Annotated in this window: 23 protein-coding genes; 18 read left to right on the forward strand and 5 right to left on the reverse strand. The window is 40.6% G+C overall.

Annotation, left to right across the window (positions count from 1 at the left end; translation table 11 throughout):
- Positions 1-271 precede the first annotated feature (271 nt).
- The 12 genes from flhD to SC428_RS02935 all read left to right on the forward strand — a co-directional run bounded on the left by flhD (position 272) and on the right by SC428_RS02935 (position 12,589).
- Complete coding sequence (gene flhD, locus SC428_RS02880; protein WP_070926015.1) at positions 272-619, forward strand: flagellar transcriptional regulator FlhD; 348 nt, start codon at positions 272-274, stop codon at positions 617-619.
- Positions 619-1,209, forward strand: coding sequence for a flagellar transcriptional regulator FlhC (gene flhC / locus SC428_RS02885; protein ID WP_070926017.1), 591 nt, complete (start codon positions 619-621; stop codon positions 1,207-1,209). Before flhD ends, flhC begins: the two co-directional genes overlap by 1 nt.
- Before the next feature lie 234 nt (positions 1,210-1,443).
- The gene (gene motA, locus SC428_RS02890; RefSeq protein ID WP_140181593.1) at positions 1,444-2,331 is read left to right on the forward strand and encodes a flagellar motor stator protein MotA; all 888 of its coding nucleotides are present in this window, start codon (positions 1,444-1,446) and stop codon (positions 2,329-2,331) included.
- 7 nt (positions 2,332-2,338) lie between these two features.
- Positions 2,339-3,256, forward strand: a complete 918-nt coding sequence (gene motB / locus SC428_RS02895) for a flagellar motor protein MotB (RefSeq protein ID WP_140187181.1) — start codon at positions 2,339-2,341, stop codon at positions 3,254-3,256.
- A 101-nt stretch (positions 3,257-3,357) separates the two neighbouring features.
- Positions 3,358-5,403, forward strand: a complete 2,046-nt coding sequence (gene cheA / locus SC428_RS02900; RefSeq protein WP_318705798.1) for a chemotaxis protein CheA — start codon at positions 3,358-3,360, stop codon at positions 5,401-5,403.
- A gap of 16 nt (positions 5,404-5,419) precedes the next feature.
- A complete protein-coding gene (gene cheW, locus SC428_RS02905) occupies positions 5,420-5,917 on the forward strand; it encodes a chemotaxis protein CheW (protein ID WP_070926024.1) in 498 nt (165 codons plus the stop codon).
- A 239-nt stretch (positions 5,918-6,156) separates the two neighbouring features.
- The gene (locus SC428_RS02910) at positions 6,157-7,842 is read left to right on the forward strand and encodes a methyl-accepting chemotaxis protein (protein WP_070926142.1); all 1,686 of its coding nucleotides are present in this window, start codon (positions 6,157-6,159) and stop codon (positions 7,840-7,842) included.
- A 108-nt stretch (positions 7,843-7,950) separates the two neighbouring features.
- Entirely contained in the window at positions 7,951-9,510 is a 1,560-nt protein-coding gene (locus SC428_RS02915; RefSeq protein WP_139158642.1) for a methyl-accepting chemotaxis protein, read from the forward strand.
- Positions 9,511-9,587: 77 nt separating this feature from the next.
- Complete coding sequence (locus SC428_RS02920) at positions 9,588-10,424, forward strand: CheR family methyltransferase (RefSeq protein WP_070926026.1); 837 nt, start codon at positions 9,588-9,590, stop codon at positions 10,422-10,424.
- 5 nt (positions 10,425-10,429) lie between these two features.
- Positions 10,430-11,497, forward strand: a complete 1,068-nt coding sequence (locus tag SC428_RS02925; RefSeq protein WP_070926144.1) for a protein-glutamate methylesterase/protein-glutamine glutaminase — start codon at positions 10,430-10,432, stop codon at positions 11,495-11,497.
- Positions 11,498-11,537: 40 nt separating this feature from the next.
- Positions 11,538-11,930 carry a chemotaxis response regulator CheY gene (gene cheY / locus SC428_RS02930; protein WP_004918582.1) on the forward strand — a complete coding sequence of 131 codons (393 nt, stop codon included), beginning with the start codon at positions 11,538-11,540 and terminating at the stop codon, positions 11,928-11,930.
- A gap of 23 nt (positions 11,931-11,953) precedes the next feature.
- Complete coding sequence (locus SC428_RS02935) at positions 11,954-12,589, forward strand: protein phosphatase CheZ (protein ID WP_070926028.1); 636 nt, start codon at positions 11,954-11,956, stop codon at positions 12,587-12,589.
- A 130-nt stretch (positions 12,590-12,719) separates the two neighbouring features.
- On the opposite strand, the gene SC428_RS02940 is transcribed toward SC428_RS02935, so the two are convergent.
- Together SC428_RS02940 and SC428_RS02945 are read right to left on the reverse strand one after the other, a co-directional pair.
- Positions 12,720-13,025: a CcdB family protein gene (locus SC428_RS02940; RefSeq protein WP_070926030.1), complete on the reverse strand. Its 306-nt coding sequence runs from the start codon at positions 13,023-13,025 to the stop codon at positions 12,720-12,722.
- Complete coding sequence (locus SC428_RS02945) at positions 13,025-13,264, reverse strand: type II toxin-antitoxin system CcdA family antitoxin (protein WP_318705799.1); 240 nt, start codon at positions 13,262-13,264, stop codon at positions 13,025-13,027. Before SC428_RS02945 ends, SC428_RS02940 begins: the two co-directional genes overlap by 1 nt.
- Positions 13,265-13,528: 264 nt before the next feature.
- On the opposite strand from SC428_RS02945, the gene flhB reads away from it, so the two are divergent.
- The 3 genes from flhB (at position 13,529) to SC428_RS02960 (ending at position 17,353) form a co-directional block, all read left to right on the forward strand.
- On the forward strand, positions 13,529-14,680 hold the full coding sequence (gene flhB / locus SC428_RS02950; RefSeq protein ID WP_070926032.1) for a flagellar biosynthesis protein FlhB: 1,152 nt from the start codon (positions 13,529-13,531) through the stop codon (positions 14,678-14,680).
- Positions 14,673-16,769, forward strand: coding sequence for a flagellar biosynthesis protein FlhA (flhA, locus tag SC428_RS02955; protein ID WP_070926034.1), 2,097 nt, complete (start codon positions 14,673-14,675; stop codon positions 16,767-16,769). Before flhB ends, flhA begins: the two co-directional genes overlap by 8 nt.
- A gap of 92 nt (positions 16,770-16,861) precedes the next feature.
- On the forward strand, positions 16,862-17,353 hold the full coding sequence (locus SC428_RS02960; protein ID WP_070926036.1) for a hypothetical protein: 492 nt from the start codon (positions 16,862-16,864) through the stop codon (positions 17,351-17,353).
- Between the two features lie 18 nt (positions 17,354-17,371).
- On the opposite strand, the gene SC428_RS02965 is transcribed toward SC428_RS02960, so the two are convergent.
- From SC428_RS02965 to flgA, 3 genes are all read right to left on the reverse strand, one after another.
- Positions 17,372-17,812 carry a flagella synthesis protein FlgN gene (locus tag SC428_RS02965; protein ID WP_140181607.1) on the reverse strand — a complete coding sequence of 147 codons (441 nt, stop codon included), beginning with the start codon at positions 17,810-17,812 and terminating at the stop codon, positions 17,372-17,374.
- Positions 17,813-17,817: 5 nt separating this feature from the next.
- Positions 17,818-18,132 carry a flagellar biosynthesis anti-sigma factor FlgM gene (gene flgM, locus SC428_RS02970; RefSeq protein WP_070926040.1) on the reverse strand — a complete coding sequence of 105 codons (315 nt, stop codon included), beginning with the start codon at positions 18,130-18,132 and terminating at the stop codon, positions 17,818-17,820.
- 247 nt (positions 18,133-18,379) lie between these two features.
- Entirely contained in the window at positions 18,380-19,036 is a 657-nt protein-coding gene (gene flgA, locus SC428_RS02975) for a flagellar basal body P-ring formation chaperone FlgA (RefSeq protein WP_070926042.1), read from the reverse strand.
- A 362-nt stretch (positions 19,037-19,398) separates the two neighbouring features.
- Between flgA and flgB the strand changes: the two genes are divergently transcribed.
- From flgB to SC428_RS02990, 3 genes are read left to right on the forward strand one after another with little or no spacing between them, the layout of a single operon-like run.
- Positions 19,399-19,812: a flagellar basal body rod protein FlgB gene (flgB, locus tag SC428_RS02980; RefSeq protein WP_070926044.1), complete on the forward strand. Its 414-nt coding sequence runs from the start codon at positions 19,399-19,401 to the stop codon at positions 19,810-19,812.
- A 5-nt stretch (positions 19,813-19,817) separates the two neighbouring features.
- Complete coding sequence (flgC, locus tag SC428_RS02985; RefSeq protein WP_140181613.1) at positions 19,818-20,222, forward strand: flagellar basal body rod protein FlgC; 405 nt, start codon at positions 19,818-19,820, stop codon at positions 20,220-20,222.
- A gap of 11 nt (positions 20,223-20,233) precedes the next feature.
- Positions 20,234-21,064 carry a flagellar hook assembly protein FlgD gene (locus SC428_RS02990; protein ID WP_070926046.1) on the forward strand — a complete coding sequence of 277 codons (831 nt, stop codon included), beginning with the start codon at positions 20,234-20,236 and terminating at the stop codon, positions 21,062-21,064.
- The last annotated feature ends 26 nt before the right edge of the window (positions 21,065-21,090 follow it).

Here is a 21,090-nt window from a genome sequence, read left to right on the forward strand (position 1 = left end):
TCAGTAAATTCTGACATTTACTAAAATATTTCTTTTTAGTGATGGTTTATTGTTTGTGAGTGTTCAGGAAATAGATTTAATTTAAGTTTTAACTTTTGTGTATTTTATACCTCTTACTGGGTATTCGTTTCATGATTGTATGAAGCGGGAATACAAACAGTTGCCTAGTATATTTTTCTTATTATTAAAAATTAGGTTAAAGCAATACATTTAAGCTCCATGTTTGCTCTATTTGCACACAGATGTAGTTAATATTAAAAAAGGAAAAAAAATGACCTCAACAACAGATTTTCTGAAGCATATATATGATATTAATCTTTCTTATCTGCTGCTTGCCCAAAAACTTATCTCTCAAGAAAAAGCGTCTGCTATGTTCCGACTCGGTATATCTGAATCTATGGCGACTACATTAGCAGATCTTTCTCTTCCCCAATTGGTGAAATTAGCAGAAACAAATCAGCTAATTTGCCAATTTAGATTCGAAAACAGTGACACGATAGAAACGCTAACTCGTGATTCTAGAGTCGATGAATTACAACAAATCCATACAGGCATATTACTTTCAACCCACTTGTTGCAAACGCACAAGGCAAATGAAAATGAAATAGCGAGAAAATAATGAGTAGCATTACTGAAAAAAGTATTGTTAAAGAAGCTAGTGATATCCGTCTCGCGATGGAACTAATTTCTTTAGGGGCGCGTCTCCAAATGCTAGAAAGTGAAACTCAAATTAGCCGCGGTCGGTTGATCCGTTTGTATAAAGAATTACGAGGGTGCCCTCCGCCTAAGGGAATGTTGCCATTTTCAACAGATTGGTTTATGACTTGGGAACAAAATATTCACTCTTCCATGTTTTATAATGCATACCAATTTTTAATTAATACAGGTCACTGCAAAGGCGTTGATGCTATTTTAAAAGCCTATCGCTTGTATTTAGAACAGTGCATGCCATCATCAGAAGAAGAACCTCTATTAGCTTTGACTCGTGCGTGGACGCTAGTTCGTTTTGTTGAAAGTGGCATGTTGCAAAGCTCTGTATGTAGCTGTTGTAATGGGTCTTTTATCACTTATGCACATATACCAGAAAACAGTTTTACCTGTAGTTTGTGTCAGCCGCCATCACGGGCAATAAAAAAACGTAAACTTTCCGAACATCCCGCCGATATTACGCTATATCGACAGGGTGGCATTACCAAAGCGGTAATGTGATTGGATTAATTCGGTATACTCTTAATAATTTGAGCTGTAGGTAAGCGAGTAGGGAATGGCTGCAAAATGCAGTGAAATTACGGTAGCGAGGCCAATTGGACACTACCAACCATTTGCTAAAGTTATGCTACAACTTAAAATATAACGAGTATAAACAGGTAACGTATGTGCCTGTTATTCCCAATAATTCCCTTTGACTGCCATCTGTTATCTAACTGAGTTGAAGGGAATATTGTGTTAATACTCATCGGTTATATCATTGTTACAGCTACCGTTATTGGCGGTTATTTAATGGTAGGTGGCCATCTAGGGGCACTTTATCAACCTGCTGAATTCGTTATTATTTTAGGGGCAGGCCTAGGTGCATTCGTTGTTGGTAACAGTGGAAAATCGATTTTAGCGTTAATTAAAGTGTTACCACTGTTATTTCGTCGTTCCTCTTATAACAAAGCAATGTCCATGGATCTTATGGCACTGCTCTTTCAGTTATTAAATAAATCACGCCAAGAGGGCTTGTTGGCCCTTGAAAAAGACATTGAAAACCCTCAAGAAAGTGAAATTTTTTCTCAATATCCTCGCGTATTAAAAGATAAAACCACAACTATGTTTATTGTTGATTATTTGCGCTTAATGGTAACCAGTAACTTACAAAGTCATGAAATTGAAGCATTGATGGATGAAGAGCTAGAAACCTTTCGTCAAGAGAGCGAGGTGCCAGCATCTGGTTTACAAATGGTCGGTGATTCTATGCCTGCATTTGGTATTGTTGCCGCCGTATTAGGGGTTGTTAATGCATTAGGCTCCGCAGATAGGCCTGCTGGTGAGCTTGGCGCATTAATTGCTCATGCGATGGTGGGAACTTTTCTCGGAATTTTAGTGGCTTATGGGTTCATTTTACCTTTGGCGGCTTTGATCCGCTTACGCAGTAGTGAACAACTAAAAATGATGGAATGTATCAAAGTTACTTTTCTTTCTGCATTGCAGGGATATGCACCACAAATTGCGGTTGAGTTTGGACGTAAGGTTCTGTACAGCGTCGATCGTCCTTCTTTTACTGAGTTAGAAGATAAAGTTCGCGAAGTGAAAGTGGGTAATCGCTCACAAACACAGAACGAGGAGTAATTAATCCATGAGAGCAAATAACGCCCATATTATTCGTGTTAAAAAACGGGTTAGTAATCATCAAAATGGACATGGTGGTTCTTGGAAAATTGCCTATGCGGATTTTATGACGGCGATGATGGCGTTCTTTTTGGTTATGTGGTTGATTTCGATATCCAGTCCACAAGAGTTAACTCAGATAGCTGAATATTTTCGTACACCATTAAAAACGGCTATTAATTCAGGTAAAAAAAGTGGTGACGCCACCAACCCAATTCCTGGTGGAGGGAAGGATATTGTCTTTCGTGAGGGCGATATTTTGCCTGAACCAAATAATAAAATTGAGGATGCGGCAAATTATCGCTTTGAAAAATTAAAGCAATCTCTTGAACAAGCCATTCTTAAAGATCCGCGTCTCAATGAATTAAAACCTCATTTGTTAATCGACATGATTGATGATGGTTTACGTATCCAAATTGTTGATAGTGAAAATCGTCCTATGTTCATGGTGGGGTCGGCTCATGTTGAACCCTATATGCGCGATATTTTACGAGCGATAGCACCTCTGCTTAATGATGTTCCTAATCGGATCAGTATTTCTGGTCATACCGATGATTTACCTTATGCCAATAGTGCCAATTATAACAATTGGGAATTATCAGCAGATAGAGCTAATGCTTCTCGAAGAGAATTAATTGCAGGTGGATTAAATCAAGACAAAATTTTGCGTGTGGTGGGGATGGCATCAAGTATTCATCTCGATAAAAACAATGGATTAGCGCCAATTAACCGCCGTATTAGCATCATTGTATTAAATGATACGGAAACTGCACAAATCCTGCATGAATACGAGGGGGCGACTCCTTTAAATGATGTATTGAAAAAATCGCTACAACAAGTAGATGTAGCGCCAGTTGATGATAAGAAAACCGCGGATGAGGAATAAAACTCAGCGCCGTTATCAATGTTAACAAACTGATTGTCATTGTATGCCTCGAAATGGGTATACAGCATTAAGTTAAACCTAAGCTAAATTGGATGAAAACCATGGATATTACCGAGTTTTATCAAACGTTTTTCGATGAAGCTGATGAGCTACTTAGGGATATGGAACAACATTTGCTTGAGCTCGACCCTTTTGATCCTGATAGCGAACAGCTCAATGCGATTTTTCGCAGTGCGCATTCAATAAAAGGTGGTGCTGCGACGTTTGGTTTCACACAGTTGCAAAACACGACTCATGCATTGGAAAATTTACTTGATAAAGCACGCCATGATGAATTGACTCTCACGCCTGATATCATTGATGTTTTTCTGGATGCCAAAGATGTTATGGCTTCGCAATTAGAGGCTTATAAAAATGACTCATTACCCGATGAAGAGACTTTTAAACGTATTTGCGAAGTCCTTGGACGAGTTGAACAAACAGCAGAAGAGGTGATAAGTCCGGAGCTTCCATTACCGCAGTCTGCACAAGTCGAGACAGTTGCCGCGATAGCTGATGATTATTCATATTATGTCATCATCACATTGGCTCAATTAAAAGCGAATGAAGTGGATTTACTTACGGATGAGTTGGCCTTATTCGGTTCTTTGTATCACACCCAAAAAACAGAAGACAGTCTAGTTGCATGGCTTGGAACGAATACCACTATTGACGATATTTGTGGGGTTCTGTGTTTTGTGGTTGATGGATCACAAATTACCCATCAGAGGGTGGATGCACAAACTTGCTTAGCTTATTTACCATCTTCAAATAATGTAGGTTCTGATGAGGTGAAAAGCGAACAAGCTGCGGAGCTTGAAGTCAATAAAATAGCAAGCACAGCCAGTAAGGAAGCATCGACTACTCCACGTAAGACTGCGCCAGCAAAAACAAAAAATGATTCAAGTAGCATTCGAGTTGCCGTTGAAAAAGTTGATCAGCTTATTAACTTAGTGGGCGAATTAGTCATTATTCAATCGATGTTGACGCAACATAGTCAGCAATTGGATCATAATGAGTATAGCGATTTATTAAGTTCCATTGTCCAATTAGAACGTAATTCACGAGCACTGCAAGAGTCAGTGATGTCGATTCGCATGATGCCGATGGATTATGTATTTAGCCGTTTCCCTCGAATGGTGCGTGATATAGCCACGAAGCTGAATAAAAAAATTGAGCTCAAAGTGGAGGGAAGTGCGACGGAGCTTGATAAAAGCTTAATTGAACGGATTGTCGATCCGCTTAACCACCTTGTTCGCAATAGTCTTGATCATGGTATTGAAAAACCAGAAGTGAGAATAGCAAACGGCAAACCTGAAACAGGGACATTAACTCTCTCTGCTTCACATCAAAGTGGCAACATCTGTATTGAAGTACGTGATGATGGTGCAGGATTAAATCGCGAACGCATTCTCGCCAAAGCACGTTCCCAAGGAATGAGTGTCCATGATGGAATGAGCAATGAAGAGATTGCGATGTTGATTATGGCGCCTGGTTTTTCTACAGCTGAAGTTATCACTGATGTTTCTGGCCGTGGCGTAGGCATGGATGTGGTTAAACGTAACATTCAAGACATGGGCGGGCGTATACAAATAGGTTTTACCGAAGGTAAAGGAACTATTATTCGTATTTTGTTACCTCTGACCTTAGCAATACTTGATGGTATGTCAGTAAAAGTTTCGGATGATGTATTTATTGTTCCACTCAGTGCAATTATCAGTACATTACAACCACGCCAAGAAGATATATATCGTCTTGCTGGCGAAGAAAAAATGTTATTAGTTCGTGGTGAGTACCTTCCATTAGTTGAATTACATCAAGTCTTTAGTATCAAAGGCGCAGAGTCAGATTTATCCAACAGCATTGTGCTGATTATTCAGCATGCAGGGCATCGCTTTGCATTGCTGGTGGATAAATTAGTTGGGCAGCAGCAAGTGGTTGTTAAAAATATTGAAAGTAATTACCGCAAAATTCCGGGTATTTCGGCTGCCACGATCATGGGCGATGGTTCTGTTGCGCTTATTTTAGATGTTGCAGAGTTACAAAAAATGAACAACAGCATTTTGCTTAAAAAAAAGCAGCAAAGTGCACAACCCGTTATGCACTAAATAGAGGCTAAACACCATGTCAATGTTGGATGATGATTTAAATAAACTGGAAGAAGAAAAAAATGGAGAAGGTTACCTTATTTTTACTTTAGGTGAAGAAGAGTATGGTATTGAGATCTTAAAAGTGCAGGAAATTCGAGGCTATGAACAAGTCACTCGGATTGCCAATACGCCGGATTTTATTAAAGGCGTGACGAATTTAAGAGGCGTGATCATTCCAATTATTGATTTACGAGTAAAATTCTCCCATCAAAATATCACTTATAACGATAATACGGTGGTTATTGTTGTAAATTTAAAAGATAGAGTTGTGGGAATAGTAGTTGATGGTGTTTCTGATGTACTGGTTTTAAATGAAGAACAAATCGCAGCACCGCCTGATTTTGCTGTAACTTTATCCACACAATATTTAACGGGTCTTGGAACCGTAGGCGAACGGATGCTGATCCTTGTTGATATTGAAAAATTATTAACCAGTGATGAAATGGCGCTCATTGATAGTATGACAGAATAAGAACTTACGGAAAATGATGCAGTTAAAGCTTTAATATTGAGTTAGGTATAACGGTAAATATTAGTAATAACATTCACTTGTGAGGTATGCCGTGTCCGCATGGCCTACTTCATTCATTTGTATATTAATTGAGTCGCTATAAAAGAATTCGCCGCACAAATATTCCACTCATCATGGCTAAAGTTTTTAGCCATGAGACCGATATCAAAATAACAATAACATTATGTCAGTACAACCTCATGCACAGTCGAATTAAAATCGTATCAGGACTTTTGTCCGTTATTTTTATCTTTATTCTGTTGCAATTAATATCCAGTGGATTGATGTTTAATAAGCTGGGGGATAATAGCGACAGCATTAATTATTTGAATTCACTTCAACGCCAGAGGCAACTATTAACGGAAAGTTGGGTTAATTTATTGCAAGCACGCGCTAATCTAAATCGATCCGTGAATGCTTTGCTATTAGAAGGACGCGATTATCAAGATGATGCTAATGCAGATGATTTAATTAAAGCAGCAGCTCGTAATTTTAAAGCTGCTGATTCAGCTTATCAACGCTATAACAAGCTAGTGGAAGAGACTAGCTATGATAAAGCAAAGTTTGAGCAGTTGTTTTTAACTTACGAAACCTACCGCAATGCACTAGTTCAACTAGGCGAATATGCGCAAAAAGGGCAGCTTGATAAATTCTACGCACATCGTACATCTGGACATCAAATTCAATTTGAAGAGCAATTTAATGCTTATTTTGCTGATATCTCATCTGATTTTCAGAGTGAAGTGCAACGTGCAGATGCCAATTATCGCCAGTCTTTATATTTAATTATTGTCTTGTCTATCATATTGGCACTGATCGGTTTCCTGAGTTACCGCTATGTTCGTAAAGGTATTATTGAGCCATTAGGGCTATTAATTCAGCGTATTAATGTTTTTGCTGCTGGTGATTTAACCCCGACAGTTGATACAAAGTCCACCAACGAAATTGGTGAGCTGGCTCGTGGTGTTGAACATATGCAGCAAGAGTTGATTAATACTGTTCGCGGTGTGCGAGATGGTAGTGAAACTATCTATCAAGGTACGAGTGAAATTGCTGCGGGTAATAATGATCTCTCCGCACGTACTCAAGAGCAAGTCGCGTGTTTAGAAGAAACGGCGGCGAGTATGAGTGAGCTGACTGCCACAGTTAAGCAGAACACAGAATATGCACATCAAGCGAGTGAATTTGCTAGCCAAGCCTCTGCAATTGCTAAAGAAGGCGGAAAAGTGGTCTCTAACGTAGTGAATACTATGTTGAATATCGCAGATAGTTCGCAAAAAATTTCAGATATCACTGCGGTCATCGATAGCATTGCTTTCCAAACCAATATATTAGCACTCAACGCAGCCGTTGAAGCAGCAAGAGCAGGGGAACATGGTCGTGGTTTTGCTGTAGTTGCTGATGAGGTGCGTAACTTAGCCCAACGTAGTGCGAATGCAGCCAAAGAAATAAAAACCCTGATTGAAGATTCTGTTTCAAGAACTGATACCGGAGCTCGCCAAGCAGAAGATGCAGGTGAAACAATGACTAAGATTGTTGAATCTGTCACTCGGGTAACAGACATTATGTCGCATATCGCTTTGGCTTCAGATGAACAAAGCAAAGGTATCTCTCAAGTGAGTATTGCTGTTGCTGAAATGGATAAAGTGACACAGCAAAATGCCTCATTAGTTGAGCAATCAGCGGTTGCCGCCAATGTATTGGAAGAACAGGTAGCCAAACTTGCGCAACTCATTGCTATTTTTCGCTTACCTGCGATGAAACAAAAAGATTTACGAATGACGGAGCCTGCGGCAAGAACGATTTCAAATATCGTCAAAACGCCAGATCTGAAAAAAATATCATCGAAGGATCACCAAGATGATGACAATTGGGAAACTTTCTAAAAACTCAGACCAACGCGGCCACGTTTTATCGTTGGCAGCGTTTCTGTGCGTACTGCGAGCGTGACAGCAGAGCATAGAAGTTCTAGCTGGCATATGTGGGGATAAAAAATGAAGAGTATTCGAATTTCAGTCAGTTTATATCTGCTCCTTGTGATGTTTTGTGGAATGCAAATTCTATCGAGCGCCCTGTCATTAGGGATCGTGTCGAGTGAGCTTTCTTCTTTAGAGCGCATAGATCTTGGTTCTAAAAAGCGTGATTTACTGGAAAAAACCTATGAAGATCTCATGCAGGCACGTAGCACACTCACTCAAATAGTGGTACACATCAAAGTTAATTCAGATGCCACCAGTATTGAACAAGCTAAAGAGGCTTTTGATGAGTTTTTACGTCAATCAGCTGGCGATTATGAACAATTTAAAGCTCAACCATTGTTAAGTGAGCAAGAAAACTTAGCTGCGATTGAAGAAAAGTATCAAGCGTTTGTGGTTATTTTAAAACAGCTTAGAGCATTGATTGATAACAATGATATTCCAGGCTATGTGGCATTACCTGCTCAACAACACCAAGAGCAAATGGCAAAAGCACTTGATGAGTATATGGATATTTTAACCACAGATAGCCAAAACTCCCTCGATTCTGCCAATTTTTATAACAAAATTGCTTGGATTATGTTTTTTGCTGTGACATTCACCATTTTAGCCGTCTCTGGTTTCGCGCACTTTTGGATGAAGCGCAAAGTGATTTATCCCCTCATTAGCATGAGTGATCATTTTATGAGATTGGCTCAAGGGAAATTGAATCAAGATATTCGTGTTACCTCTCGTGATGAAATTGGTGAAGTTTTTGAACAGTTAAAATTAATGCAAGCGTCACTGGCCACTTCGGTGACCACTCTGAGGACCAATACGGATCAAATGTATACCGGTATTCGCGAAATTGCTTTGGGTAATAACAATTTATCATCTCGTACTGAGCAGCAAGCCGCTTCATTAGAAGAGACTGCTGCAAGTATGGAAGAGCTAACAGCAACCGTGAAGCAAAATGCGGATAACGCACGTCAAGCAAGTGAATTAGCGATATCTGCATCTAAAACAGCAACAAAAGGGGGGGACATCACCGTTGATGTGATTGACACGATGACCGCGATTTCCCATAGCTCGCAAAAAATCAGTGCAATTATTAGTGTGATTGATGGTATTGCCTTCCAAACAAATATTTTGGCATTGAATGCTGCCGTAGAAGCTGCACGCGCTGGTGAACAAGGGCGTGGATTCTCCGTTGTTGCGGGGGAAGTTCGTGCCTTAGCACAACGGAGTGCGGAAGCGGCAAAAGAGATCAAAACATTGATTGATGAATCGGTTGGTCGTGTTAATCAAGGCTCTCAGTTGGTGAATGAAGCAGGACAAACAATGAATGAATTGGTGGCCGCAGTTAATCAAGTCACTGAACTAATGGGAAATATTGCTTCTGCATCGAATGAACAAAGCCGCGGCATTGAGCAGGTTGCTACTGCGGTGAGTCAGATGGATCTCGTCACACAACAAAATGCTGCCTTAGTTGAGCAGTCAACAAGTGCGACAGCTGCATTAGAAGATCAAGCCAATAATTTAGTCGATACGGTCGCCTTTTTTGACATATCGGAATCGAAAAGTGTTCGTGTTAATTAATGATTATTGCTGGAGTTAGCCATTAAGCAGTCGGCTATCGGCTGCTTTTGGGTTTCTATCAAATAGGACAAGGTACGATGCTTTTTTCACCACAAGTAGAACCATTGACCGATGAAGAATTTGGTCGGGTTTGTCGGTTTATCCACAAAAAGTCGGGCATCGTTCTTACCATGAATAAGAAAAACATGGTGTACAACAGGCTGCTCAAACGGTTACGTGACTGTAAGGTTAATAATTTTGCTGAGTATTTACGCCTACTTGAACGTGAACCTTTACATCCGGAGTGGCAAGCTTTTGTCAATGCACTAACAACTAATTTGACTGCATTTTTTCGGGAGCCGCACCATTTTGTGACGTTGAGTGAGTTTGTTCGTGCTCGTAAAAATAGCAATATCAACATCTGGTGCGCTGCTTCTTCGACCGGTGAAGAGCCTTACTCTATTGCGATGACATTAAGTGATGTGCTTGGCGCACAAGCGATGAATGCAAAAATCATTGCAAGCGACATTGATACCGAAGTACTTGATAAAGCGAAGAAAGGTATTTATCGCATTGAAGAGCTAAAAAATCTAACCGCAATTCAGCGCCAGCGCTACTTTATGAAAGGAGTGGGTGATTTTGAAGGCTATGCTCGTGTAAAACAATCACTTAGAGATATGATCGAATTTAGATTTTTAAACCTAACGGATGGTGACTGGCAGCTTCAACATCGTTTCGATGCTATTTTTTGTCGTAATGTCATGATCTATTTTGATAAAGACATGCAAATCAAACTATTAGAGCGGTTTGCTCCATTGCTTAAACCTGATGGTTTACTGTTTATTGGCCACTCAGAAAATTTATCACAATTATCACAACATTTTGTAATTAAAGGACAGACTGTCTATAGCCTACAACCGACGAGGAAGGGGTGATGGTGATGGAAAAAATTAAAGTGCTTTGTGTTGATGATTCAGCGCTGATGCGCCAAATCATGCGTGAAATTATTAATAGTCATAACGATATGATGGTTGTTGACACAGCACCTGATCCTTATGTCGCGCGCGATTTAATCAAGCAACATGAACCAGATGTGATCACATTGGATGTGGAAATGCCACGTATGGATGGCATTGATTTTTTAGAAAAATTAATGCGGTTACATCCTTTACCTGTTGTGATGGTTTCTACGCTTACTTCTAAAGGATCTGAAGTCACTTTAAAAGCATTAGAGCTAGGTGCGGTTGATTTTGTGACTAAGCCACAAATTGGTATTCGCGAAACAATGATGAGTTACCGTGATGTGATTGGTGAAAAGATCCGTGCCGCAGCGATGTCGAAGATCACTCGTCGTAGTCGTTTTGTACGTAATGATAAAACGGCTAATGAGCCAGCGAAGTTGGCGAAGCCACTTTCATCTTATGTTTGTCATAGCCGAGTGATTGCTGTTGGTGCTTCAACTGGAGGAACGGAAGCGATACGTCAATTATTAGAAATGCTACCGTCCGAATGCCCACCGATTGTGATCACCCAACATATGCCAGCAGGCTTCACTCGTTCTTTTGCTGAGCGGCTCAATAAGCTGTGTGCTCTCACCGTGAAAGAAGCGGAGCACAATGAGCCTTTACAAAAAGGTTTTGCTTATATAGCTCCCGGTGATTCACATATGTTGGTTATTGATAACGGACATGGTTACCAAATTCGCTTGCAGCAAACAGAGCCTGTAAACCGTCATCGCCCTTCAGTAGATGTCTTGTTTGACTCTGTTGCCAAATGTGTAGGGCGCAAATGTGTAGGTATTTTATTGACGGGTATGGGAATGGATGGCGCAAAAGGCATGCTTAATCTGCGCCAACAGGGTGCGGTGACTTATGCACAAAACGAAAGTAGCTGTGTGGTATTTGGTATGCCACGAGCCGCGATCGAATTGAATGCGGTAGATGAAGTGCAAGATATTGCCAAAATTGCCCCAAGTGTTTTGGCTCGACTTTCAACTGTATCTGCATAGCGGCTACAGAATTTATTATTGTCTTTTTGAAGGAGTGGTTATGGCCGCTAAAGATCTGAGTTTTTTAGTTGTGGATGATTTTTCTACTATGCGACGTATTGTTCGTAATTTATTAAAAGAATTAGGCTTTAACAAAATAGAAGAAGCAGAAGATGGGGTCGATGCATTAGAAAAAATTCGTGCTGGTCACATTGATTTTGTGGTTGCCGATTGGAATATGCCAAATATGGATGGATTAGAATTATTAAAAACTATTCGTGGTGATGAAGCGCTAAAACACATTCCAGTTTTGATGGTAACGGCTGAAGCAAAAAAAGAAAACATTATTGCTGCCGCGCAAGCAGGGGCAAGTGGCTATGTGGTGAAACCATTTACAGCGGCGATATTAGAAGAAAAATTAAATAAAGTTTTTGAAAAGATGGGGCTGCAATAAACGCACCTGCCTAGGAGAGTGTGATGACTGAACAAATATTAACGGCGAACAATTCGGGTAATGAAGACCTTAAGCAAGTCATTACTCGAATTGGTACCTTGATGAGAACGCTACGCGAAAGTATGCGTGAACTGGGCCTTGAAAAAAGTGTTCAACAGGCTGTGGCGAGCATCCCTGATGGTAAAGATCGCTTACGTTATATCGCGCAAATGACAGCTCAGGCGGCAGAAAAAACCTTAAATGGTATTGATGTTATGAAGCCACTTCAGGTAAAAATGCATGCGGATGCAACGGCATTGCAGCTACAATGGAAAAACGTCGATAGCGAGAAAATTACACCTGAATTACATCAATCTACGCAAGCTTTTCTTAGTCAAGTTATTGATGATAGCAATACTACTAAGGCGGAATTGCTAGAAATCATGATGGCTCAAGACTTTCAGGATCTCACTGGCCAAGTGATTAAGAAAATGATGGAAGTGGTTGAAGAAGCTGAAAAACAGTTATTGGCTTTGTTAATGGAAAATACGCCGCCAGAAATGCGGGTGAAACAACAAAATGACAGTTTGCTGAATGGACCCCAAATCAACAAAGAAGGCGTGAATGTTATGGCTTCACAATCTCAAGTTGATGATTTATTGGATGAATTAGGCTTTTAAGTAGCATATCCCCTTGCATAGGTGCTGCGAGGGGACGCACTTCATTAAAATTAACATAAAAAAGTACAACCTTATCGTTATCAGTAAATAATCGTTAACGTATATGATGGGTTATGGATCTTCACCTCTCTTAAAAACCATCTATAAGTAGGTCAATGGCTTTTTTTATGTCATCTCTTTGATCTGTAAAATCTGCAACCATTTTACCAAGTAACGAATGAGGTACTGACGCCATCTGATGTGTCATTAATACATAGGGTCGGCCCTCGACTAACAGCGTTGGGTTCAGTCGTACAGGTAATGCGTGACGGACTAAATTTCTATCAAACAACGGAATGACTAGCCGAGTATTAAGCTTATCAATGAGGTCGCTTTGTATATCAAGTAAATACGGGGAATGGCTATTTTCACGGTTTTGATAGAGATAAAATTGCATTAAAACTTCTTGTATTTGTCCGACAGTAATCCGTATTCATCATTGATACGATTGAGTTCATCAAAACCCGCCGTGTTTGCTTGTTTCCACTCCAGTGCTTTTACTTTTTTCAACTCCATAATCAATGCATTAGTTAAAATGGCTGAAAAGTTTAAGTTAGCGTTTCTTGCTTGCTGATACAGTTCAGGAGCAACGGTGACGCTTACCGTTTTTTTCGTTCTATTTGCAACCGTACTCATAATCGCCTCAGATTACATGTGTATTTACCCGTGTAACATAGCATGGCCTGTTGCTTACGTTAGACTTTAACCTTCAATTTTGCTGTTTTTCAGCTCTTTTTCATTACTGTTTTTCGATTTGCGTAGCCACTCGCAATACTGATGTTGTTTTGCTCAATTGGCAAATAACCCTTGCGAACCTTATCTATTTTCCAGCATTGATTTTTTTACACTCTGTCATGCTATAGACCAAAATTGTCATCTGCTGACGAACAAGGAAACGGCGTGTCTGATGAAAGTGATGTAGAAAAAACAGAAGAGCCCACGCCCCATAAAAAACAAAAAGCAAAAGATGACGGGCAGATTGTTCGCTCCAAAGAGCTGAGTTCGTTGATGATGATGTTAGCGGGTATTAGCTTGCTATGGCTGAGTGGGGGGCATCTTGCTGATGAGTTACGGCAAATTTTCCGCCAAGGTTTTATTTTTGATGGCCACTATATTCAAAATACTGGATTGATGTTGAGTTACTTAGGACGAGTAGTGAGTGAAGCATTATTTGCTTTATTCCCTGTGATTGGTGGGTTAGCGCTGGTTGGGATCTCTGCATCATCATTGGTAGGGGGATTAGCCTTTAATAGCAAATCCATTAAGTTTGATTTGAAAAAACTTAATCCAATTTCAGGATTAAAACGCATTTTTTCAATGAATGCGCTTTCAGAGCTATTTAAGGCAATACTGAAGTCGTTATTTGTTGGGCTAGGTGCTGCCATTTTCTTATGGCAAAACTGGCCATCATTGTTACACCTAGTTACTGAATCACCGGTGACAGCCCTAGGCAATGCGATGCATAAAGTGATTTTTGCAGGTTACTTGATTGTATTTTTACTGATCCCAATGGTGGCTTTTGATGTTTTTTATCAATTTCGCTCGCATCTGAAGAAGTTGCGCATGAGCCGCCAAGAAATTAAAGATGAGTTCAAACAGCAAGAAGGTGACCCACAGATAAAAGCGAAAATTCGTCAGCAGCAGCGCGCCATTGCGCGTAACCGAATGATGGCAGATGTCCCACAAGCAGATGTTATTGTCACTAACCCAACCCATTATGCTGTTGCATTAAAGTATGACGATAAAAATATGGGGGCACCTAAAGTGTTAGCAAAAGGGGCTGGGGTATTAGCACAGCGTATTAAGGAAATTGGCCAAGAGCATCGGATTTTGCAGCTTGAAGCACCACCACTTGCACGTGCTTTGTATCGTCATGCAGAGATAGGGCAAAGCATTCCTGTTGCACTCTATGCAGCAGTAGCAGAAGTTTTAGCATGGGTTTACCAATTGCGTCGTTGGCGACGTGAAGGTGGATTAAAACCAAGAAGACCGAAAAATTTACCAGTACCACCGGCGCTGGACTTTGTTGGAGAAAACAATCGCGATGGCTAATTTGGCTGCATTATTAAAATTGCCGAAAACTTTACAGGGCACGCAATGGCAAATTTTGGCTGGGCCAGTTCTTATCTTATTGATCTTATCAATGATGGTCTTGCCATTACCGGCTTTTATTTTAGACCTATTATTTACTTTTAATATTGCGTTATCCATCATGGTGCTATTAGTCGCCATGTTTACTAAACGTACCCTCGATTTTGCCGCTTTTCCAACGATCCTGCTATTTGCGACATTATTACGCTTATCACTGAATATCGCTTCAACGCGGATCATTTTGCTTGATGGTCATACAGGCCCAGATGCAGCGGGTCGGGTTGTTGAAGCCTTTGGGCACTTCTTGGTTGGTGGTAATTTTGCTATTGGTATTGTGGTTTTTATTATCTTAGTTTTGATTAATTTCATGGTTATCACTAAGGGAGCGGGGCGTATTGCTGAGGTGGGCGCTCGCTTTGTGCTAGATGGAATGCCCGGTAAGCAAATGGCGATTGATGCTGATTTGAATGCTGGGATCATTAATGATGAAGAAGCTAAAAAACGCCGAGCTGAGGTAACCCAAGAGGCTGATTTTTACGGCTCAATGGACGGTGCGAGTAAATTTGTCCGTGGTGATGCTATCGCGGGGATCATGATTATGGTGATCAACGTGGTAGGTGGTTTGATTATTGGTGTTGGTCAGCATCATATGACACTCGGTGATGCAACGAGTGCTTATACCTTGCTGACTATTGGTGATGGGCTTGTGGCACAGATCCCCGCGTTAATCATTTCAACCGCAGCAGGGGTTATTGTTACTCGGGTTGCAACGGATGAAGACGTGGGTGAGCAGATGGTTACCCAACTGTTTAATAACCCACGAGTGATGTGGCTAAGTGCAGGGGTTTTAGGACTGATTGGCCTGATACCGGGCATGCCTAACTTTGTTTTCTTACTTTTTACCGCTGCATTAGCCGGTTTAGGTTGGTATTTGGTCAAAAAGGCCAAACAACCAGAACAGAAATCAGAAGATGGCCAACTAAAACAAGTTCAAGAAGCCAATAAAGTGATGGAGGCAACTTGGGACGATGTGCAGTTGGAAGATTTACTGGCTATGGAAGTAGGCTATCGTTTGATCCCACTGGTTGATAACGATCAACAAGGCGAGCTATTAGGGCGTTTACGTGGGCTGCGGAAAAAATTTGCTCAAGAAGTAGGGTATCTGCCACCCGTTGTCCATATTTGCGATAATTTAGAGTTATCGCCATGCGAATATCGGATACTTATAAAAGGTGCTGAAGTTGGGCGTGGTGAAGCTCAGCCGGGAAGAAGTCTTGCAATTGATCCTGGTAATGCCGCTGGAACATTGCAAGGTGATGCCACAAAAGAACCTGCATTTGGCCTACCAGCGGTTTGGATTGATGATGATTTACGTGAGCAAGCACAAATTCAAGGTTATACCGTGGTTTCAGCGAGTACCGCAGTCGCAACGCATTTCAATCAAATCTTGCTGCAAAATTCAAGTACGTTATTTGGTCGCCAAGAAGCACAACAGCTGTATGAGCGAGTGAAAAAAGAAATGCCTAAATTAGCTGATGATTTGATACCAGATACGATTTCATTAACCATTTTACATCGCGTATTACAGAATTTGCTCATGGAAGATGTGGTGATCCGCGATATGCGTACCATTATTGAAACACTCGCTGAAATGGCAGGAGAAAACGGTGAACAAAAAGATACCGATTATCTGACATCTCAAGTACGTATTGCTTTGGGCAGAGCAATTACACAACAGTGGTTTGGTAATGCAGATGAAATTCAAGTGATTGGACTTGATGCAAATTTGGAACAAATTTTATTACAAGCCGCTAAAAATGGTGGAGGGTTAGAACCTAATCTTGCTCAATTTATACAAACTCAAGCTGAAGATGCCATTCGACATCAAGAAGCAATGGGGGCACCAACCGTGTTATTAGTTAACCATGGTCTACGTTTGATCTTATCTCGCTTTTTGCGCAGAAGCTTACCTCAATTGGTCGTCATGTCGAATCTTGAACTGAATGATCGCCGTAAAATTCGTATGACATCAATGATTAGTGGTAGCTAATCGACCCAATTAACTTGAGAGTGATTGAGATTTAGAGCCCTTGATGAACTAATGTATATTGTGTTTATTCATTGTCCATGAGGTGGAGCAAAATGAGCATAAAACTTGAACTTCAGGTATGCTCAACCATGCTAAGACTAATTCCAGATACTGATTTTAATATTAAATTAAAAGTATTATCGAAGAATATAGAACACACTGTGTCATTTATTGAAAGAGAAACAAGTCTTTTTCAAATAGATCATTTTGCTGTCCCTGATAGTTATCGATTGCTGAAGTTAAATAATAAACATCAGTATCGCATGGTGACTACCGGGGATAATCCTGAAACAGTTAATCTAGTTGAATTGAAGTTTAGGAAGGATATTGTATTTAATCATGAGTGCTGTACTCAAATTAAAGTATGGCGTTCATTTGCCGAAAAGCATCGAGTAGCAGTGTCGAACTTGCCTCGAATGTTTTTCAAATGTCTTATTGAACAATACCATATTGTTATAACTGACGAAGAGCAAACATCAACCCCCTGCATTATTTATCTGTATAGGGTAAGCGATACGCAAAACAGCCCGCACTATAAAAGGTGAGTTTTGGGAGAAACTTGATTAAATCGAGATCTTTTTACCTAACACAGGGCGTTTTTGCTCTAACCCGTCAGCACCATATGTCGATTGATTATTATGTTTTTTGGCGAAAGCGAGGCGTTGGCTATTGAGTTCAATGTGTAATTGCAACATTTGATGGTTGCGATAATTGAGTTCTTTTAACTCTGTTGTTAGCGCTTTGATCGCTCCCCAAAGACTTTGTAGAGCAGGGAAGTCTTCGTAAGGTGCTGAAATGTTGCTCTCTTGCTCTAAACGTAGGCGGTTTGTTTCCCCGTGGCTAATCGCGGCAACCAAATAGCGCTTTTGTTCCGTGGTTTCTTGGAAAGGAGACGGTGGAACACGGTGATAGCCTAACAGCAACTCCTCATTTTTCATCACTATCTGTAGTGATTGCAAATGTGCTAGTTGCTGCTCTAGCAGTATGAGTAATTCATCGTTCATATTGGTTATCTTGCTTCATTTTTCATTGAAAGCATGGATTCATGTGCATCACGTAAAATCCCATCTGCCACTTTTCCCGCGTCCATTTTCAATGTGCCATCTTTAATAGCTTGTTTAATTTTTTCAACTTTTTCACTATTAATATCGCTTGCTTGCGGTTGTAACAGCTTCTTTTGCAATTCACTGGGTGAAAAAACGCTTTCTTTCACAGATTCAGTGGTTGAAACTTTTTTATCGCGAAGAGTTGTTGTCGCATCCTGTGGATCACGAGTGGTGACTTGAGTTAATGCTGAAATTGCAGGTGTTTGCTCGATAGCCATAATATTTTTCCTATTCCGATATCTTTCTGATTCATTTTATCGGCAATTATGTTGAATACTTTAAATGCGATGATAACCTTTCGGATAATTCTATACTCTAAACAATTCAAGATTTAGGGGACGACTTGCTAAGCGTAGCGACCATACTTTAATGAAAAGCCCTGTACCTTGCAGTATAAAAGTAGATAATTACCTGTATTTTGAGTGCATATTATCGATATAACGATATTGCGACAATCAAAAATCGCTATTTGAGTGCTATCTGAACGCTGCCATTTTCTAATGCTTCTCCATTCACAATTTGCCCATTCACTAGGCGAACGCGTGTGTTTTGTCCCGTGACTGCATTATTAATCGCTCGACCTTCATACTTCACCGAAAAGTTATTGCCATTGGCAAACACATACACAGTCTGTCCCGCTTTTATTGCCCATGGCCGGCGGATCATGGACTGAGTAACTATTTGGCCTGCATTAATATCACGCAACGCAATACTGCCACGAATAGCGAGTTTGTCCGTTGATACCCCTGCTGGCAGCTTATCTAACAGCCCTTTTTTAGTGCCAATATCTACAAATTCAATTTTTTCACCGCGGGTAATATTACGTGTTACGACATAATATTGACCCGTCACATTAACGATTAATTGAAGATACTGTTTTTTCTTTCCACATTGGACAGGTAATGAAACATTTCCCATATTACGTCCACCAATCGGCGGCATGATCTGCGGGTTTTCACAACTCGGCCAGCGTTCTATTGGCGTTTTAATTTCAATAGAAACTTGGTTTGGTTTGCTATGTATTTTGCGAAAATAATGATTAATATCTTGTGGTAAAGAGGCTTGGGCTGCGGTTGCCATTAAAGTTAACCCACAAAATGCAGTTGTATAAAAATACCCCATCAAGTCGCCTCTTATATTGTCATATTTCAAGTTGTAGCTAAGGCATATTGACTACGTGTATTTACGTCAGTCTCTTGTTTTCTCAAGCGTTAGCAATTCATTCATTTGTTGCCCTGTACTTCGCAAATTATTTTGAGCATATATTAAAACGCGTTTCCTAGATGCTCGCAGTTTACTCATTTGTACAATAATGAATGAGCTAAATAGGTCAATAATTTTGCCTTTATCTTGCCATTAGATTTTTTATCCGCCAGCTAATATAAGCGCGTCGAATTTTAAATTTCAGCGTTTTCTGTATTGCTATCTTCTCAGAGCAGCTTTTTCAACGAGTGCTGAAATACGTTTTATCATTGAGGTTGAACATGATTGATAAATTAGATGCTTTGTTTGCTTTTGGGCAACAAGCGTTATCAATACGCGGATCGCGACAAGCGGTGCTGTCCGCAAATATCGCGAATGCAGATACGCCGGGTTATCAGGCACGTGATATTGATTTTAATCGTCAACTGCAACAGGCGATGAATAACGGCGCCGTGAAAGGTAAGGGGGTTGCACTTGCGGTGACCTCAAAAGGACACATAGAAGGCCATGGGGTAAAACAACCGGCTTTGGATCTCAAATATCGTGTGCCTTATCAGACCTCAATGGATGGAAACACGGTCGATATGGATATTGAACGCAGTCAATTTGCCGATAACACCTTGAAGTATCAGGCAGACCTAACCTTTATCAATAGCCGCATCAAAAGCATGTTGGCTGTCTTACAGCAAGGGTAATGATTATGGCTTTACTGAGTATTTTAGATATTTCAGCCTCAGCGCTGACTGCACAATCACAGCGTCTTAACGTTAGCGCAAGCAATATGGCAAACGCTGAAAGCGTAGCAGGACCTGATGGTGAGCCATTTCGTGCTAAACAAGTGGTATTTCAGATGACACCCCAAGGTCGTCATCAAGTCGGTGGCGTTCGAGTGAGCCAACTGATTGAAGATCCGACACCACCACGTTTGGCATATAAACCCGGCCACCCATTAGCGGATGAAAAAGGTTATGTCCGTATGCCTAATGTCGATATGGTTGGCGAAATGATCAATACCATTTCCGCTTCACGTAGTTATCAAGCCAATTTAGAGGTGATGAACACAGCGAAATCGTTGTTGCAAAAAACCTTAACTATAGGCCAGTAACGGGAGGCTAAATGGGCATTGCAGCGACAATGTATGATTCTTTGGACAATACCACAGCAGGCCCTGAGCCGTTGCAAAGTAATATTCCAAAGAAAAGTCAAACAGATGACATGCGTGACACATTTTTGAAAATGATCGTCACACAAATGCAAAACCAAGATCCAACTAAACCAATGGAAAACACCGATTTGACCAGCCAGTTAGCACAAATCGCGACGTTGGAAAGCATGAACAAGTTGGGTGATAGCGTCAATGGCATTTCTCAGCAAATTGGTTCAGGGCAATCATTACAAGCGACTCAATTAGTTGGAAAAGGCGTATTGATCCCACGTAATGAAATTGTGCTTGCACCATTAAAATCATCCAATAATGACAGCAGTTCATCTGTTTCTAAACCTACCAATCCACTGCCAGAAGATGAAACGACCCGTTCCTTATCTGAAAGTAGTCATGATGGTGAAACAGCTATATCTGAAGGGGATTTTATCTCTTCGCCTTTCGGCTTTTTTCTTCCCAAAATGGCCAACAGCGTTGAAATCACTATCCGTGATAAAAATCGAACTGTGGTGCGAACCATTACCTATGACACTGATGTCAAACCCGATATTTATGATATGTCGTGGGACGGAAAAGATAACAATGGCAATGTGGTTGCCGATACAAAAGGTAAATATTTTTTCGATGTCAAGGCTATCAGTAACGGCGCTGAAATCGAAGTGACCAAACTAGGCTACACCCGTGTTAATGGTGTCACGCCGGGGAGTGATGCACCTTTATTGGATGTTGGTATTGGGCAAAGTGTTCCACTTAGTAGCATTTTTAAAGTCTACCCATCCGCTTAATTTTAATTTCCCAACCGTCATGGAGA

Source organism: Providencia sp. 2023EL-00965 (assembly GCF_033550225.1).
GTDB lineage: Bacteria > Pseudomonadota > Gammaproteobacteria > Enterobacterales > Enterobacteriaceae > Providencia > Providencia manganoxydans.